Source organism: Arthrobacter sp. K4-10C, from assembly GCF_059090085.1.
Map to the genome: position 1 here is coordinate 1 of NZ_JBNHFI010000020.1, position 16,492 is coordinate 16,492.

Genomic DNA, 16,492 nt, shown 5'->3' on the forward strand with positions numbered 1-16,492 from the left:
CATCCACACCAACACCCCCATCGACAACATCCAAGAGACACCCGACGGCGTCACCATCACCTCCCGCGACAAGACCTGGACCTTCGAAAACGTCATCATCTCCTCCGGCGGCTGGTCCCGGCGGCTCATGCCGGAGTCTCTGCAGGCGCACAGCCAGCCGAACAGGGTGTTCCTCACGTGGTTCGTCGCCAAGGATCCCGCACTATTCTCACCGGAGAACTTTCCCATCTTCATCCGCATCTCCGGGGACCGCTCCATGTACGGGGCACCCGCCGTCGACGGCGCCACAGTCAAGGCAACCCTGGACTTCCGCCCAACCCCAACCGACAACCCCGACGCAGTTCCCAGGGAACTTACTTCGGCAGAGATTGCCGAGACTACCGAGACGGTGAGCGAGTTCTTCCCCGGTCTGTACCCCAACATCGTCCGCTCCGACGCGTTCCCGGACCTCTTCACCACCGACCGCAGCCCGCTTGTCGGCAGGTTCAAGGACGGCGGCAGGATCTACTGCGCGACCGGCTTCTCCGGCGGCGGCTTCAAGAACGCCACCGGCTACGGCCAGATCGCCGCATATGAAGCCCTCGGCAAGCGCTCCTTCGACGGCCTCGACTTCGTGCGGCCCCAACGGTTCAAAACCAGCTAACATGCCGCCTTTCCGGTGGAGAACCCGGCCACCCATGAGATCATCGCCCACGTCGCCGACGGCGGTCCCGAAGATGCCACTCTGGCGATTCAGGCTGCCGGCCGGGCCCAGGCGGCGTGGGGCAAGTCCACACCTCGGGAACGGGCTGACATTCTGCGCCGGGCCTTCGAGCTGGTCATTGCCAACACCGACCGGCTCGCGGCCATCATGACCGCCGAGATGGGCAAGCCCCTTGCCGAGGCAAAGGGTGAGGTGGCTTACGGCGCCGATATGCTTCGCTGGTTCTCCGAAGAGGCCGTCCGAATTGGTGGAGACCACACCACCTCCGTGGACGGCAACACGCGGATCATGATCACCAAGGAACCGGTCGGCCCGTGCGTGCTGGTCACGCCGTGGAACTTCCCGCTGGCCATGGGCGCGCGCAAGATCGCCCCGGCCGTCGCGGCCGGCTGCACCATGGTCTTCAAGCCCGCCGAGCTGACACCGCTGACGTCCCTCGCCCTGGTGCAGCTCTTCAGGGAAGCAGGCCTTCCCGACGGCGTCCTGAACGTCGTCACCACCGCCAGCGCCGCTGGTGTGGTGGAGAACTGGACCAGCAGCGGCATTGCACGCAAGATCAGCTTTACCGGCTCCACCGGGGTGGGCAAGATCCTGCTGCGCCAGGCGGGCGGGAACGTGATGCGGCATCGAGGAATTCCTCGAGTACAAGTACACCGCAATACCAATCGGAGAACTCCGGTTCAGGTGAGGGAATTGATAACAGCCAAAGGCCTGTTCGCCTTGCAAGGAAGGCCCACCGCTGGACTGATAGCTGGTCAGTTGGGGGAACAAATTATCCAAGGCATCTTTCGTCCCGGAGTGCAGATCAAAGAATCCATCCTCGCCATCCAGCTGAACACGTCCAGGAGAGCCCTCTCCGGGAAGCCGTGCAGCGGTTATGCCAGGAAGGAATCTTCATCCTCCGCCGCAACCATGGCGTGTTTGCTCGAAATCTAAACCTAGGACAGCCGGAACCTGGATATGCGATCCCACGACAATCGTCGCAGCAGTGGGGAACAGCAGAATGACAAGAGGGAGGTACTTCAGAAAGCCCTGAAACACCACATGCGGAAGGCGTCCACGGCCGCAGAACAACGCCAGCCAGGAAGACCAGCCCGTAGCCAGCACGTCCTTGGCGAACTGAAAGCAACGCCAGGCCCAACAGGACCTGGCGTTCAGCCTTTACTCCGGTCGTGGAGACATCCAGCTTCCCGAAAAAAGACTCACAGAAAAACAACCCCGTATACGTTAGTCAATGATGTACTGCCCTACAGTTGATCATCCCTGTACTGTGTAGGTATGGTCGAGCAGATTAAGATAGTCCATTCATCTACGGTGCAACAGGTCGCGGATGGCCTCATAGCCATGATTCTGAGCGGCGGACTCAAGCCGGGTGAACGAGTCAGGGAGAGTGCACTCGCCGACGACCTGGGACTCTCCAGGAACACCATCCGCGAAGCCGTCCGCATTGTTCAAGCGGGCGGCCTCATTCGTCACCGCGCAAATCAGGGCGCTATCGTTTGGGATCCCACCGACGCCGAGATCATGGACGCTTACAATGCGCGTTACCACTTGGAGACTACAGCGGCACGGAGCATTTCTGAAAGCACCTCCATGGACGAAGTTCACACCGCCATGGAGGAGTTCCGGACAGCTTTGAAGAGTGCAGACCCATTCAAGATTGTCGAGAAGGACCTTGCGGTTCACAGCGCGATAGTCGGACTTCTAGGAAGCCAGAAGCTGAGGTCCTTCTATCAGCAATTGGTGACCGAACTGAGGTACTTCATGTTTGTGCTTTCCATCGAAAAACACGAGTACGAAGATCCAGACGCACTCGAAGCTGAGCACCAAAACATTGTTGATGCCCTTGACTCGCGTGACCCCGTCCTGGCGGAGAAGGTTATCTCAGATACGATCATCCAATATCGGGAATCGATCCGGGAGATTATTGCCCAGAGGCATCAAGCAAGCTAGGAGATCTTCAAGCCATCTTCCACGCTTGGCGGACACATTTTACTCAGGAAGTCGAGACGAATCCGAGGGACTTGTCCAGGATGTTTTCCAGTGGTTGGCCGTTGCAGCAGCGCTTCAGGTTTTCCACGAAGAGCTTGCCGAGGTCATCGAGGTAGTCCTCGGTGTCACTGCACGCGTGCGGGGTGATGATGATGTTAGTTAGCCTCGTCCTTACGTTGACAGCCGTGCGGCGGGCTTCATCGCGGCGAGGACTTCGGCGCCGACCAGTCCGGTGGTGTCGGCGGTCAGCGGCGCGGCGAGTACCACGTAGTCGTAGTCGTGAACCACGGAGGCGAGCCCGCGGGAGGAGTGGGTCCGGCCAAAGCCGGCATCCCCTCGCTGGCAACCAGCTCGTCAGACATCAGCTGGCTCACGCCTGCAGCCGTGACATGGATCCACTTCAAGGAGGAGGCGGCAGCGCGGTTCTCCTGCAGTGCCGGGGAGAAGGAATGCCACTGGTACAGGACATCCGCCCCGTTACTCGCCGCCGCCACGGCGAGGGCGTCGATGGCGGCCAGTACCGCGGCCGTGAATTCCGACGTCGAGGACGTGCCGCCAACATCGCGCGTGCCGTGACCGTCCCGCAGCGCAGCCTCAAAGGCGGCCTCAAGGTTGGCCGCTGCTTCCGGAGGGCCGAGGTGCTCCAGCATCATCGCACCGGACCAGATCTGGCCCACCGGGTTGGCCAGGCCCTTCCCGGCGATGTCCGGTGCCGGTCCGTGGAGCGGTTCGAACAGGGCCGGGAAGTCGTTTTAAGGGTTCAGGTTGGCGCTGGGGGCCAGGCCGATGGAGCCGGTCACGGAACTGCTCAGGTCCGAGAGGATGTCACCGAACAGGTTGGACGCGATGATGACATCAAACGTCCACGGCTTAAGGACCAGGTGCGCGGCGAGGGCATCCACTACTCGTGCGGGAGCCCGCGGTACATCCGGCCGCCGACTTCCGAGTACTCGCCTTCGTTGTTTCCCGGACGATGAGCAGATCGATCGGGTGCTTGGCCGCAAGAGGCGACGCGACGCCGTCGAGCGTTTTGACCGGACGCAGGTTGATGTACTGCTGGAACTCACGGCGGATGGGGATCAGCAACCCTCACAGCGATTCCGCGTCGGAGACAGCCGGTGAACCGACCGCGCCGAGGAAAATGGCATCGTGCCCGGCGAGCTGTTCCAGCCCGTCAACGGGCATCATCCGCCCGTGCCGGCCGTAGTAGTCCGATCCCCAATCGAAGTACCTGAACTCCGGCTCCAGGGAGTGGATGCCTGCGATCCGGTCGAGGCATTCGATGGCAGCAGGAACAACCTCATTCCCGATGCCATCCCCTGCAATCACCGCGATGCTGTGCCTGCTCATGGCATGACTGTTCATGCTGTCCGCTCCGTCCGACCGCCCAGCTGCTGCCAGCGTGTACCCGCCCCTGTGAGGTTGATGATGGTGTTCTTGGGTTCCTGGACCTCGATGAAAGGCGGGATGCTGACGACCGGGCCAAAGACTTCCTCCCGGATCACCCGGCAGTGCGAGGGCACATCGGCCAGGACCGTGGGATCGTAGTAGGCGTCCCTGCGCCTGCCTCCCGGTTCCCGCGGAAATGCACCACCGGGAGGATGGGCGATATCTGCCCGACCGTTCGTAGTATCGGCTATTCTCGGGCGCGTGTCAAAGAGCGTTGATGGATGGAAGCATAGGATTACTTTCGTGGGCTAGCTGAACCGGTCAATGATTCTTGCGGCCCCGCCGATGAAGGGCAGGAACCAGGGCGGGCCGAAGTGGCCCGGCACGGGCGGGTTCTTCAGGTCTTCCCAGACGTTGGCGCTCTTGTCGCCTGCCATGTAGTGGGCCATCCGCTTGCCCATGTGGGCCGCCATCTGGACCCCGTGGCCGCTGTAAGCCAAGGAGTAGAACAGTCCGTCGTGCTGGCCGGCGTGGACCATCTGGTCCATGGACAGGTCCACCAGGCCGCCCCAGATGTAGTCCACCTTGGCGTTGGAGAGGTACGGGAAGAGTTCGAGCATGGCCTTGCGCAGGATTTCGGCGCTCTTGACGTCCGAGTCCGGGCTCGACAGCGCGAAGCGGGCCCTTCCGCCGAAGAGGAGCCGGTTGTCCGGAGTGATCCGGAAGTAGTAACAGAGCATCTTGCTGTCCGAGGCCATGCGCCGGTTCGGCAGGATGCGGTTAATAACCTCTTCGGCCAACGGCTCGGTGCAGACGATGAAACTGCCCACGGGGATCACCCTGCGCTGCATCCATGGCGTGATGTTGCCGGTGTAGCCGCTGGTGGCCACCAGGACCTGCTTGGCCCGGGTGATGCCGCGGGTGGTGTGCACGTCGTGCACGGTGCCGGAGACCTTCTTCAGCTCGGTCACCGCGGCGTTCTCGCAAATATCAGCGCCGGCGGCACCGGCCGCCCCGGCCAGGCCGTGGACGAACTTCCCAACGTGCAGACCGGCCCCGAGCGGGTCAACCATGGCCCCCTGGTAGAAGTCCGTGCCGATTTCGCTGTGGATCTCGGACTTCGGGATCACGGTGACATGGTGGTCCGCCAGTTTGGCCAGCTTCTCCTGCGACTTCAGGAAGCCCTCATAGTGGGACTTGTGGAACGCCAGCGAGAGCTTCCCGCCCCGCCTGTAGTCACAGTCGATACCGTTGTCATGCACCAGCTTCTCGATGCTGTCGATGGCATCGTTGTATTCACGGAACATCTCCACGGCCCGGCTGGCGCCGTAGCGCTTTAGCGCGGTGCTGAAGCTGATGGCCAGCCCGGTCGTCGCCATTCCGCCGTTGCGGCCTGATGCGCCCCACCCCACGGTGTGGCGTTCGAAAACGGCTACGCTGGCGCCCTGCTTGGCAAACTCCAGGGCCGCGGACAGCCCGGTAAATCCGGCACCGATGATGGCCACATCGACATTTTCCGGTACCGGCGTCCGCCGGTAATCTCCGGATGCTTCGGCTGTGTCCAGCCAGTAAGGAACGAGTTTCACGGGTTGGCCTTTCGCCTCGACGTCGGTTTAGAGACCGAGGTGCTTGTTGATCTCGTCCAGGGACTTGACAACGTTGAGGTCGTAGCCCGGGCCAATGGGGTCATAGCCACGGTCCAGCTGCCAGAGGTTGCGGAAGCCCATGTCGTGCATCGGGTGCATGTCGTAGCGGGTGTGCGAGGAGATGTGCAGGAAGTCCTCCGGCTTGGCGTTCAGGGTATCGAGCATGTACTCGAAGGCCTGGTAGCGCGGCTTGTAGGCCTGGGCCTGCTCAGCGGTCAGCACGGCGTGGAAGTCAGCGCCGAGCTTGGGGATGCTGATCTCAAGGAAGCTGTCATCAGCGTTGGACAGAGCCACCAGCTTGTAGTTGTCGCCCATGAGCTTCAACGGAGCCGGCACGTCATCGTGGGCACCAAAGCCGCGTACAGCGTCGGCGAATTCTGCGCCCGCACCCGGGGTCGGCCCAATGCCAAAGTACTTGCACACGCGGTCAAACGAGTTCTGGAGGATTTCCTCGTACGGCTTGTAGACAAGGACCTCGTCGAACCGGAATCCGCGGAAAACCTTCTTAAACGTAGGCCACTGCTCTTCAGGCAGGCGGCCGTCCAGGAGCCGACGGGTGGTGGAATCAGTATCCCAGTTGATCAGGGTGCCGTAGATATCAAAGGAGATGTACTCCGGCCGGTTGGTCTCTGCCATGATTCGTCCGTTCATTGAAGTTTTTGAAAGGCCCTCAGGTGGCCTTCTGCTTTTGTAGTGTCTGAGCCCACAGGGCTTCATGGGGACTGAAGCCCCAGTAACCCATGACCTCGACTCTAGGGTCCCCTTTAGCAAACTGTCAACAGTTCAACAGTTGATCCATAAGCCATTGAATGAGCGGATGCTCGAACCCCTGCTCCCCACAGTTCCGCCTCATCCTTGCAGGATCCGGCAAGGTCATGTCATACTCCTTCGTAGAACTGTTGAACAGCTGAACAGGTGAACAGCTACTTCAGTAAGACAGGAGCATTTGCTCAACGAATCCCCACGTAGCGGCAGGAGCCTAAGCATGGATGTCAGTACCGACTCCAAATTTATCGATGCCGTGGCATCGGAAAGCGGACTGCTGTCGGGACAGTTCCACCTTGCCGACTTGGCTGTGTTGGATCTCCTTGAGGGGTCCTATGGCCTGAGGGGGACCCTTGTCCGGATTCCCACGGAAAAGGATGAGACTTTCCGGCTGCGGGACGGCGAGGAAACGTATCTGGTGAAGGTCTCACCGCCAGATGAGGACCCGACGATCGTGCACCTTCAGACGGCATGTATGGAGCATTTGGAGGCGGCTGCCCCTGAACTTCCCGTCCAACGACTTGTCAGGAGCCTGACCGGTCATCCGCAAGTCCTCCTTCCGTCCCCTGCCGGGCCGTTTGACCGGGTACTTCGGGTGATGCGTTTCATGCCCGGGGATCTACTAGCTAGCCAGGATGCCACAGCCGAACAGCTTCAGCTGGTTGGGTCAAGCCTTGCCCGTGTAGGCCTTGCCTTGCAGGACTTCGATCATCCACGTGCAGACCGGTTGCTTCTATGGGATTTGAAGCATTTTCACCGGATGCGGCCGCTGCTGGACTACGTCGATGAGCAGCACAAACGCTCCCTGGCCGAGAACATCTTCGATCAGTTCGATCAGAAGGTGGTTCCGCTGCTGGACACCCTGACGTCCCAGGTGGTGCACGGGGATTTCAGCCCGTTCAACGTCCTGATCGACCGGGACAGGCCGGAGTACGTGGCCGGGATCATCGACTTCGGCGACGTTGTGCGCACCCCGGTGATCTTTGACCTCAGCGTCACCATGGCCAACCTGCTCGGGACGGACCCGTCCAGCCCCTGGAAACCCGCGCTGCACGTCATGGACGGCTATCTGAACATCCGCCCCCTTCCCGTCCAGGAGCTGGAGGCTCTGATCATCTCAGCCCAGGCCCGCCTGCTCCTGCGCGCCCTGATCACGCAGTGGCGGGCAAGCCAATTGCCGGAAAGGCGCGATTACCTGCTTTCACACTCCAAGCCGGACTGGGACCGCCTCACCGCCACCGCAGCCGCCCCAGCACCAGAGCCTGCACACCCCACCCTGAACCAGACTCACTAGCCTTCAAGGAGAAACCATGGGCAACACTCCCCACACCATCCGCAAGCCCTCGAAGGCCATGGTCAACGGCTTTGATCCCAACCGCCTCGGTGAGCTCCCGGACCAGATGCAGAAGAATATCCGGCGCAGGGACCAGAGCCTCGGACCCGGCTACCGGCTCTTCTACGACACCCCGATCGAAGTCGTCCGCGGCAAAGGCGTGACACTGTTCGACCGGGACGGGAACGAATACCTCGACGTGTATAACAACGTCCCCTCTGTTGGCCACGCCCACCCAAAGGTCATCGCAGCTGTCCACGAGCAGATGCAGACGCTGAACACCAACACCCGTTACGTCCAGGAATCCATCCTTGATTACTCCGAGCAGCTCCTGTCCACGTTCCCGGCCGAGCTGGGCCATGTCATGTTCACCTGCACCGGCTCCGAAGCCAATGACCTCGCCATGCGCGTGGCCAAATACGCCACCGGAAACCAGGGCGTCATCGTCACCTCCGGCGCGTACCACGGACTTACCGCCGAAGTATCATCCTTCTCCCCGTCCCTGGGTATCGGCGTGCCGCTGGGCGCGAACGTAAGGGTCATCGACGCCCCCGACGCCCTGCGCTACTCCTCGGATCAAAGCTCCATGGAAGACCACCTGCGGAACCAGGTACGGGCAGCCATCGCCGACCTGCACCGCCACGGCATCGGACTGGCGGCGTTCATCGCCGACAGCATCTTCTCCTCCGACGGTATCTTCGCTGGCCCGGCAGGCTTCCTCCGCCCGATCATCGAAGAAGTACACGCCGCCGGCGGCCTGTACATCGCCGATGAAGTCCAGCCCGGCTTCGGCCGCACCGGTGCCGAATGGTGGGGCTTCCAACGCCACGGAATCGTCCCGGACATCGTGACTATGGGCAAGCCCATGGGTAACGGGATCCCCATCGCGGCAGCAGTCTTCAAGCCCGAACTGCTCGTGGAGTTCGGAAAGAACATCCGCTACTTCAACACCTTCGGCGGAAACTCCGTAGCCATCGCCGCCGCCCAGGCCGTCCTGGACGTGATCCGCGAGGAATCACTCATGGAAAATTCCCTTAAAGTTGGCGGAAAGATCCTCACCGAACTCAAAGACCTCACCCAGGGACTGGACCAGGTTGCCGAAGTCCGCGGTAGCGGCCTCTTCGTAGGAGTCGACATAGTGACTGATCGCTCCACGCTAACCCCGGATGGCGATACCGCGGCTGCCATCGTCAATAGGCTCCGGGAAGAACGGATCCTCATTTCCGCTTCCGGTGCGCAGGGCAACGTCCTGAAAGTCCGCCCCCCGCTGCCCTTCTCCAGCACCGATGCCGACCGACTGCTCGAGGGAATGAGCCGCGCCTTCATAGCACTCCGCTAAACCCAACCGGGCCTGCGGGATTGCCGGCAGCCTTTCCACGTGTGGACAGAAGTCCGTGCCTGCTCGGAAGGCACTGGACAGCTACGGAATAGGCCGTGGCTGTCTAGCGGCTGCCCCCATACTGTTGCTTAAGGCGGGTGTGGAAAGCGCCCGAAGTTTGAGGGAGGGCCTGACGGCATGGTGTCTCACATGAAAGTAGCAGTGATAGGCGTCGGGACCATGGGCGCACAGGTTCTTTGGCAGCTCAGCCGTCGAGGCGTGGATGTAACAGGGTTTGAGAGGTATGCCCCTGGCCATTCCCGTGGGGCGGCGGGTGGCGAGAACCGGCTCTTCCGGAACATCGAGCTTGAAGACACCCGGTACAGCCCGATCGTCTCTCGTGCAGACGGCCTCTGGGAAGAACTTCAGGAAGAGTCCGGCCGTGAACTCCGGACCTTGACCGGCTCCCTCGTGATGGGTTCGCAGGAGGATGCCTCGATGCGCACCGCGCTGCGCAGTGCCGAAGAAACAGGTATCGACCATGAGGTGTTTGACGCCGGGCAGCTTGCGGTCCGCTATCCGCAGTTCAGAATGTACGACGGCGACCTCGCCATCCTCGATGTCCGCGGCGGTTTCATCCGTCCAGAGTTAACCGTGGCGACTACTGCGCGCCTGGCCCAAAGACTCGGGGCGAAGCTAGTTACTGGCAGCGCCGTGCTCGATGTGCGGGGAACGCCCACAGGGGCAATCGTCAAGACTGACCGCGGGGAACGGCATTTCGACCGGGCAGTTGTTTGCGCCGGCGGATGGACGGCAAAGCTGTTACCCCGGTTTGCCCAAATCGTTGAAACGAGAAGGCCAATATCGACGTGGCATTTTGGGACAGATCCCGGATACTTGGCAGGGATTCTCCCTTTCCTCCGAACCGAACCCGCGTATTGCTATGGCATTCCCACCGCCGACTACACCGCGATGAAAATAGGTCTCGGATACTCGCAGCATCTTGAGGTTGATGACCCGGACAACGTGGAACGGATAGTGCGGCCCGAAGAGCTGGCCCCCTTCCAGGAGAAGATTTCCCGCTTCCTTCCGGGGCTTGACCTCAACCCGATGCGCACCGAAACATACCTGGAGACCTATACAGCAACACGTCGGGAATGGATCGGTCCCCATCCGGGCATGGACAACGTGGTTGTGCTGTCAGGATTCTCCGGACACGGATTCAAGATGTGCCCGGCCATCGGAGAAATCGGCGCCAATCTGGTTTTGAACGAACCTTCACCCATGGACATCAGTTTTCTAGGACACCCCGACTCACGTAACAGTGAATAGAAGGAGCCCTTGAGTCCCAGGGCAAAAGAACCGTTGACAATCAACTAAACGAACGGGTATCGTCGACAATCGACAGCGCGTACTGAAATCGACAGCACGCGCTGAATGCTCGTCGACAATCGACCAGCATCGAGCAACTGGAGGAATTGTGGTTTTCGAAAACAAGCCGAAATTCGTTACGTTCGACATGAACGGAACGCTCATCAAGTTCGCGATCAACGACACGATGCGTGACGTCCTGGGGGAGCGCCTGCCAGCCGAGATCGCCGACGAGTACCTGCGGATCTGCAAGGCGTACCGGATCGACGAGTGCATGGGTCCCTACAAGCCCTTCCACCAGATCGTCAACGACTCCATGGAGCGTGCCTCCCGCAAGGTCGGCATCGAGTTCCGCGCCGATGAGGCACGCGAGGTCTACGACCGGATCCCCTCGTTTGGCCCCTACCCCGGCGTCACCGCGGCGCTGAACCGCCTCGCGGAGGCCGCTCCGCTGGTCATCATCACCAACAGCGACACCGCGGTTGCCGAGCAACTTGCGGCGAACCTTAAGGCCCCGTTCGAGGTAATGATCACCGCCGAGCAGATGGGCTGCTACAAGCCGCGCCTCGCCGCGTTCGAGTACATGTTCGACAAGCTCGGGGTGACCCCGGACGAGATCGTGCACGTCTCCGCCAGCCCCATGTACGACCACCGGCCGGCAGCCATCATGGGCATCGAGAACAAGGTTTACGTCGACCGCGGCTTCGAGCACGACGAGCACTGGCTCGGCTACGAGCGGATCACCGACATCGCGGACCTTCCGGTCCTCTTCGGCCTGCCGCGTCCGGACGCTTCCTAAGCGGAGGACCGAGATGGTGATTCACGGCAAGGCGATTGCATCATGAGCCTTCCACTACCTCAGACGGTCAAGGGCGGCACTGCTTTAGAAAGGCTGGCAAACCTCGGGCTGGAGCTACCGGTCCTCGCTGCCAACGCCTACTATCTGGACCACAACAGAGTCGGCGACAGCATCCACATTGCGGGCCAGCTGCCCTTCAAGGATGGCGTCCTGCTGGGCCAGGGCATTGTCGGCCGGGACGTGGACCTGGAGACAGCAAAAGAGCTTGCCCGTCATGCCGCGCTGAACTGCCTTGCCGCCGCTGTCCAGGCCGTGGGCGACCTCGACCGGGTCCAGGTCGTGCAGATGTTGGTCTTCGTAGCCAGCCCCCCGGACTTCGGCCTGCAGTCAAAGGTCGCCGAGGGGGCCAGTGAATTGCTCATCGAGGTCCTGGGCGAGAACGGACGGCACTCCCGCACCGCTATAGGGGTCGCTGGGCTACCACTCAACACCCCAGTCGAGATCCAGATGGTCTGCACAACTGCTTCGTAGGGACCGCCAGGGTCGTTCGGGACCCGCTGATGTGGGTCCCGAACGGCATCACTTCGAGGACGTCAGCATCGCTACCCTCGATCATTCATACACAAAAATATGAGGAGTACAGCGTGAACCGGCTTCAACGGGCACTGGACGCTCTCGTCGCTCGGGTTGACACCCCCGCACCCATCGTGCTGGCCGACGTGATGCAGGACAACATCGACCGCATGCAGGCCTTCGCCGACCAGCGGGGCCTCCAGGTCCGGCCGCACGTCAAGACGCACAAGTGCGTCGAGATCGGCCGGCGCCAGGTCAAGGCAGGCGCCGTCGGAATCACCGCGGGCAATGTGGGTGAAGCAGAAGTCTTCGCTGCGGCCGGGTTCGATGACATCTTCATCGCCTACCCGATCTGGGCCGCAGGAACGAAGGGGCCGCGGATCCGCAAGCTGGCCGAGACCACCCGGCTGCGGGTCGGCGTGGACAACCTCGCGGCCATCGCCGCCCTCGCCGATGCCATGGGAGAGGACGCTGGACGGCTGGAGGTAGTGATCGAGGTCGACTGTGGAGCCCGCCGCTCGGGTGCGCCGGCGGAGGCAGCCGGCGAGCTGGCCGCCGCCGCCCGCAACCGTGGACTGGTTCCGGCAGGCGTCTTCACTTACCCCGGCCACGGCAGCGCCGGCCCGGACGCCCGCCAACGCGCCGCGCTGGACCAGGAAACAGCGCTCACCACCGCGGTGCGCAGTCTCGCCGCTGCAGGCATCACCCCGGACGTGGTCAGCGCCGGCTCCACGCCTACCGTGGAGTTCTCCACCAGCGGTGTGATCACGGAGATCCGGCCAGGCGAGTATGTGTTCAACGACCTGAACAACACCCGGCTCGGCGCCTGCACCGAAGACCAGATCGCCTTGTTCGTCGCCGGCACCGTAGTCAGCGACTGGGTTCCCGACCAGGTCATCCTCGATGTCGGCACGAAGGTCCTCGGCCGCGAGGGCAGCCCCGAGCGTGGCTTCGGCGGCGTCGCCGGCACCAATGCCACCCTCTCCAAACTCAACGAATACCACGGATTCCTGCCGCTGCCGGAGGGTTTCCAACCCAGCGTCGGTACCGTACTCCCGGTCGTGCCGAACCACGTCTGCCCGGTAGTGGTCAACTTCGAGGAATACATCGTCACCGACAGCACGGGCACCACCCTGGAACGCTGGCCCGTCGATGCCCGCGGCTTCCTCAACTAAACGGACCGGGGCGCGGATTTCCCCGGTCAACCGACTACTTAACCCCACCCAGGAGTGTCAGACATGAGACTTGATAAAGTAACGGCCCTGGTGACCGGCGCCAACAGCGGAATCGGGCAGGCAGTGTGCTCCCACTTCCGTCGCGAGGGGGCACGCCTGCTGCTGACCGGCCGCAAGGAGCAGCTCGACAGCGCCCAGCCCGAGGACCTGTATGTCCCGGGAGACCTCACCGACGAAGCTTTCGTTGAAAGGCTTGCGCAGCAGGCCGCCGAAGCCTACGGCACCGTTGACGTCGTCGTGCTGAACCACGGCCTGCAAGTCAGCGGCCCGCTCACCGAGATGGCTTACGAGGACGCGAAGAACGTGCTGCACAGCAACCTTCTCAGCTCATTCCTGGTGATGAAGCACTTCGCCCCGCTGATGCCCGCCACCGGCGGCTCGTTCGTCCTGGTCAGTTCACGGCTCGGCATGGTGGGCAAGCCTGATGAGGTCTTGTACTCCGCAGCCAAAGGTGGCCTGATCATGCTCGCGAAGGGCGCAGCCATCGAGTGGGCAGAGCGGAACATCCGCGTGAACGTCGTCGCCCCGGGCCTCACGGCCACCCCCATCATCGAAGCATCGTTCCAGCGCAGGGACGACCCCGAGGCCTACCGCCGCCAGCGTGAGGGACAGATCCCGCTCCAGCGTTTGGCCACCCCCGAAGAGGTCGCAGACGCCATTCTCTTCATGGCGTCGTCGGAATCCTCCTACATCACAGGAGCGGTCCTTCCCGTCGACGGCGGATACACCGCCGCCTGAACGCCACACCGGTTCCCATACACAACGAAGGACAAGTCATGACAGCCCTTGCGGCAACACCCCGAAACGGAGAGCTCGGCTTCTGGATGGCCGGACTCGCGGACAAGAGGCCCTCGTACCCCCGCTTCACCGGCGAAGGCTCAGTAGACCTGGCCATTATCGGTGGTGGCTACACAGGCCTGTGGGCAGCGTACTTCGCTAAGAAGCTCGAGCCCTCACTCTCGGTCGCGGTTTTGGAAGCAGAACAGATTGGCTACGGCGCATCCGGCCGGAACGGCGGTTGGCTTTCTGCGATGCCTGCCGGTAACCGTGCCAAGTTTGCCCGCGCGTCCGAAGGCGGCATTGAGGCAAGCCGTGCCTTGCAGCAGGAGTTTATCGCCGCCGTCGATGCTGTCATGGACATTCTTCAGGCCGAAGGCATCGATGCGGATCAGATTAAAAGCGGTGCGCTGATTGCTGCCCACACCAAGGCGGGGCTTGGCCGACTGGCTGCCAGGCGTAACGCCGAGCGGAAGTACGGATTGACCGAAGACGATGTCTACCTGCTCGACCGTGAAGAGTTCCAGAAGGAAATCAACATCTCCACTGTCCACGGCGGAATGTTCTACAAGCACTGCGCCCGGATTCATCCGGCGAAACTGGTCTACGGACTCGCTGACACCATTACTTCCATGGGAGTGAGCATCTACGAGGGCAGCCGGGTAGGCAGCATCGTCGGCAACACCCTCACTCTGGACGGCGGGCGGGTGACTGCGGCCAAGACGTTCGTTTGCACCGAGGGGTATTCCGGACAACTGCTTGGCAGCAGGACCCTGGTTCCGATCAATTCTTCGATGATCGTGACCAAGCCGTTGTCTGACGAGGCTTGGCAGCAGATTGGCTGGAACGGGCCGCAGAACCTCAACGATTCCGCGCACACCTTCATCTATTCGCAGCGAACGGCGGATGGCCGGATCGCCATCGGTGGCCGGGGCAGGCCGTACCGCTACGGCTCAGGGACGGGCGGCGCCGGTGCGACTGCCCAGTCCACGGTGGATCTGCTGTCCACCAAGCTTGGCGCTTTCTTCCCAGGCATCAACTTCGAAGTGGACCATGCTTGGTCCGGAGTCCTGGGCGTTACCCGCGACTGGAACGGGGGTGTGCAATGGGACCCAGCGTCCGGAATCGGGTCTTCGACCGGTTATGCAGGACACGGCGTGACCGCGGCCTACCTGGGCGCCAGGACCCTGGCGGAATTGGCCTTCGACCGGAAGACGGAACGAACGTCACTTCCCTGGGTGGGGTACCGCGCACGGAAGTGGGAGCCCGAACCCCTTCGCTGGCTGGGAGTTCACAGCATGTACAGCCTGTTCGGCATTGCTGACCAGTGGGAAGAGCGCAGGGATTCCACCGAGACCTCACTCCTGGCCAAATTCGGCAGCAGGCTCGCCGGCCTTCACGAATAGTGCAACCGACCAAAACTTTTCACCTTAACCCTTTGAAGGGAAGCATTATGAAGACGATCAAAAAAGTACAGACGGCGGCGGCCGGAATCGCCGTCCTGCTCGCCCTGAGTGCTTGTGGCGGCGCGGCCACCGGTACCGGGGCTTCCGCGGAAGCAACGTCGCTGACCAACAACACCAGGGATATCTCTGAGGGTGTCCAGCCGGACCCGGCCGCGGTGGCTCTGGTGCCGCAGTCGTTCAAGGACAAGGGTGAGCTGACGGTGGCGATGGATCTCCACTACCCGCCCACGACGTTTCTCGCGGAGGACAATCAGACGCCGATCGGCCTGAACCCGGACATCGCCCGGCTCATTGCAAAAAAGCTCGACCTGAAGCTGAAGTTCGTTGACACGAAGTTCGACACGATCGTCCCGGGCCTGGATGGCGGGCGTTATGACTTTACCGCTACCACGATGTCCAAGACCGAAGAGCGGCTCAAAGTCCTCGACATGATCGACTACTTCAAGGCTGGCAACTCGGTGGCCGTGGCTGCCGGAAACCCGCTAAACCTTACCGTCGAGACCCTGTGCGGGAAGAACATCGCCGTCACCCAGGGCTCCACCGGCCAGCTTAAGCGGCTTCCGGCACTCAACGAACAAACCTGCACCTCGAAAGGGCAGCCGGCGATCAACGCCGTGACGCTGCCCAACGTCCAGGAAGCCCTGACGCAACTGCATTCCAAGCGGATCGACGGCGTCCTTTATGACACGACCTCGCTGGGGTGGGCACAGAAGCAGCAGCCCGGCTCCTTTAACGTCCTGGGCCGGGTCAATGTGGGCTCGAGCGACCTGACCGCGATCGGCCTGAAGAAGGGCTCCGAGCTGACCCCGGCCATGCAGGCAGCGATCCAGTCGGTGCTGCAGACTCCGGAGTACAAGGAGTCCCTGGAGACCTGGGGCCTGGAGTCCGGGGCCATCACCGACGCCAAACTGAACTAGGGGCGCGCCATGGTTGCAGGTATTACTAACAAAGGAAGCACAGCAATGGGTAGCGTTGATGCGGCCTTGAAGCCGCGGTTGCGGCTTCGGACCCGCTCCGAGTACGCCGGCTGGATTTTCAGCATCCTCGTCGGGATCGGGATCCTTTCCTCGGTCCTGACCAACCCGAACTTCAAGTGGCATATCGTCGGGAAGTACTTCTTCGCCG

15 protein-coding genes and 2 pseudogenes are annotated in these 16,492 nt (G+C 61.9%); 12 read left to right on the forward strand and 5 right to left on the reverse strand.

Features of this window, described 5'->3' with window-relative positions; all coding sequences use genetic code 11:
- The 3 genes and pseudogenes from AC5RUU_RS19425 to AC5RUU_RS19435 form a co-directional block, all read left to right on the forward strand.
- Positions 1 to 643: FAD-dependent oxidoreductase (locus AC5RUU_RS19425; protein ID WP_493976842.1), on the forward strand; the 643-nt coding region annotated here is incomplete at its 5' end.
- Between the two features lie 3 nt (positions 644 to 646).
- A pseudogene (locus AC5RUU_RS19430) lies at positions 647 to 1,327 on the forward strand (aldehyde dehydrogenase family protein); the annotation flags it as partial.
- Positions 1,328 to 1,981: 654 nt separating this feature from the next.
- A complete protein-coding gene (locus AC5RUU_RS19435) occupies positions 1,982 to 2,656 on the forward strand; it encodes a GntR family transcriptional regulator (RefSeq protein WP_493976843.1) in 675 nt (224 codons plus the stop codon).
- A 210-nt stretch (positions 2,657 to 2,866) separates the two neighbouring features.
- Here the strand turns inward: AC5RUU_RS19435 and AC5RUU_RS19440 are convergent, their stop codons facing one another.
- The 5 genes and pseudogenes from AC5RUU_RS19440 to AC5RUU_RS19460 form a co-directional block, all read right to left on the reverse strand.
- A complete protein-coding gene (locus AC5RUU_RS19440; protein ID WP_493976844.1) occupies positions 2,867 to 2,983 on the reverse strand; it encodes an NAD(P)-dependent oxidoreductase in 117 nt (38 codons plus the stop codon).
- Positions 2,984 to 3,183: 200 nt separating this feature from the next.
- Positions 3,184 to 4,045, reverse strand: a pseudogene (locus AC5RUU_RS19445) (isocitrate/isopropylmalate dehydrogenase family protein); the annotation flags it as partial.
- Between the two features lie 11 nt (positions 4,046 to 4,056).
- Positions 4,057 to 4,380, reverse strand: coding sequence for an aldehyde dehydrogenase family protein (locus AC5RUU_RS19450; protein ID WP_493976856.1), 324 nt, complete (start codon positions 4,378 to 4,380; stop codon positions 4,057 to 4,059).
- A gap of 12 nt (positions 4,381 to 4,392) precedes the next feature.
- Positions 4,393 to 5,670, reverse strand: coding sequence for an NAD(P)/FAD-dependent oxidoreductase (locus AC5RUU_RS19455; protein WP_493976845.1), 1,278 nt, complete (start codon positions 5,668 to 5,670; stop codon positions 4,393 to 4,395).
- A gap of 27 nt (positions 5,671 to 5,697) precedes the next feature.
- Positions 5,698 to 6,366, reverse strand: a complete 669-nt coding sequence (locus tag AC5RUU_RS19460) for an HAD family hydrolase (RefSeq protein ID WP_493976846.1) — start codon at positions 6,364 to 6,366, stop codon at positions 5,698 to 5,700.
- Positions 6,367 to 6,715: 349 nt separating this feature from the next.
- Between AC5RUU_RS19460 and AC5RUU_RS19465 the strand changes: the two genes are divergently transcribed.
- The 9 genes from AC5RUU_RS19465 to AC5RUU_RS19505 all read left to right on the forward strand — a co-directional run bounded on the left by AC5RUU_RS19465 (position 6,716) and on the right by AC5RUU_RS19505 (position 16,284).
- Complete coding sequence (locus tag AC5RUU_RS19465; protein ID WP_493976847.1) at positions 6,716 to 7,789, forward strand: phosphotransferase; 1,074 nt, start codon at positions 6,716 to 6,718, stop codon at positions 7,787 to 7,789.
- Between the two features lie 16 nt (positions 7,790 to 7,805).
- A complete protein-coding gene (locus tag AC5RUU_RS19470; RefSeq protein WP_493976848.1) occupies positions 7,806 to 9,167 on the forward strand; it encodes an aspartate aminotransferase family protein in 1,362 nt (453 codons plus the stop codon).
- A gap of 189 nt (positions 9,168 to 9,356) precedes the next feature.
- The gene (gene solA, locus AC5RUU_RS19475; protein WP_493976849.1) at positions 9,357 to 10,478 is read left to right on the forward strand and encodes an N-methyl-L-tryptophan oxidase; all 1,122 of its coding nucleotides are present in this window, start codon (positions 9,357 to 9,359) and stop codon (positions 10,476 to 10,478) included.
- A 148-nt stretch (positions 10,479 to 10,626) separates the two neighbouring features.
- On the forward strand, positions 10,627 to 11,316 hold the full coding sequence (locus AC5RUU_RS19480) for a haloacid dehalogenase type II (protein WP_493976850.1): 690 nt from the start codon (positions 10,627 to 10,629) through the stop codon (positions 11,314 to 11,316).
- Positions 11,317 to 11,358: 42 nt separating this feature from the next.
- A complete protein-coding gene (locus AC5RUU_RS19485; protein ID WP_493976851.1) occupies positions 11,359 to 11,847 on the forward strand; it encodes a RidA family protein in 489 nt (162 codons plus the stop codon).
- A 113-nt stretch (positions 11,848 to 11,960) separates the two neighbouring features.
- Positions 11,961 to 13,064: an alanine racemase gene (locus tag AC5RUU_RS19490; protein ID WP_493976852.1), complete on the forward strand. Its 1,104-nt coding sequence runs from the start codon at positions 11,961 to 11,963 to the stop codon at positions 13,062 to 13,064.
- Between the two features lie 63 nt (positions 13,065 to 13,127).
- Complete coding sequence (locus tag AC5RUU_RS19495) at positions 13,128 to 13,862, forward strand: SDR family NAD(P)-dependent oxidoreductase (RefSeq protein ID WP_493976853.1); 735 nt, start codon at positions 13,128 to 13,130, stop codon at positions 13,860 to 13,862.
- A 38-nt stretch (positions 13,863 to 13,900) separates the two neighbouring features.
- Positions 13,901 to 15,307 carry an NAD(P)/FAD-dependent oxidoreductase gene (locus tag AC5RUU_RS19500; RefSeq protein ID WP_493976854.1) on the forward strand — a complete coding sequence of 469 codons (1,407 nt, stop codon included), beginning with the start codon at positions 13,901 to 13,903 and terminating at the stop codon, positions 15,305 to 15,307.
- Positions 15,308 to 15,354: 47 nt separating this feature from the next.
- Entirely contained in the window at positions 15,355 to 16,284 is a 930-nt protein-coding gene (locus tag AC5RUU_RS19505; RefSeq protein ID WP_493976855.1) for an ABC transporter substrate-binding protein, read from the forward strand.
- The last annotated feature ends 208 nt before the right edge of the window (positions 16,285 to 16,492 follow it).

What these genes read in the sequence shown, in the direction of transcription:
- AC5RUU_RS19435 (WP_493976843.1), top strand. Translation starts at nt 1,982, where the DNA reads ATGGTCGAGCAGATTAAGATAGTCCATTCATCTACGGTGCAACAGGTC.
- AC5RUU_RS19465 (WP_493976847.1), top strand. Translation starts at nt 6,716, where the DNA reads ATGGATGTCAGTACCGACTCCAAATTTATCGATGCCGTGGCATCGGAA.
- AC5RUU_RS19505 (WP_493976855.1), top strand. Translation starts at nt 15,355, where the DNA reads ATGAAGACGATCAAAAAAGTACAGACGGCGGCGGCCGGAATCGCCGTC.
- AC5RUU_RS19470 (WP_493976848.1), top strand. Translation starts at nt 7,806, where the DNA reads ATGGGCAACACTCCCCACACCATCCGCAAGCCCTCGAAGGCCATGGTC.
- AC5RUU_RS19500 (WP_493976854.1), top strand. Translation starts at nt 13,901, where the DNA reads ATGACAGCCCTTGCGGCAACACCCCGAAACGGAGAGCTCGGCTTCTGG.
- AC5RUU_RS19485 (WP_493976851.1), top strand. Translation starts at nt 11,359, where the DNA reads ATGAGCCTTCCACTACCTCAGACGGTCAAGGGCGGCACTGCTTTAGAA.
- AC5RUU_RS19495 (WP_493976853.1), top strand. Translation starts at nt 13,128, where the DNA reads ATGAGACTTGATAAAGTAACGGCCCTGGTGACCGGCGCCAACAGCGGA.
- solA (WP_493976849.1), top strand. Translation starts at nt 9,357, where the DNA reads ATGAAAGTAGCAGTGATAGGCGTCGGGACCATGGGCGCACAGGTTCTT.
- AC5RUU_RS19460 (WP_493976846.1), bottom strand. Translation starts at nt 6,366, where the DNA reads ATGGCAGAGACCAACCGGCCGGAGTACATCTCCTTTGATATCTACGGC.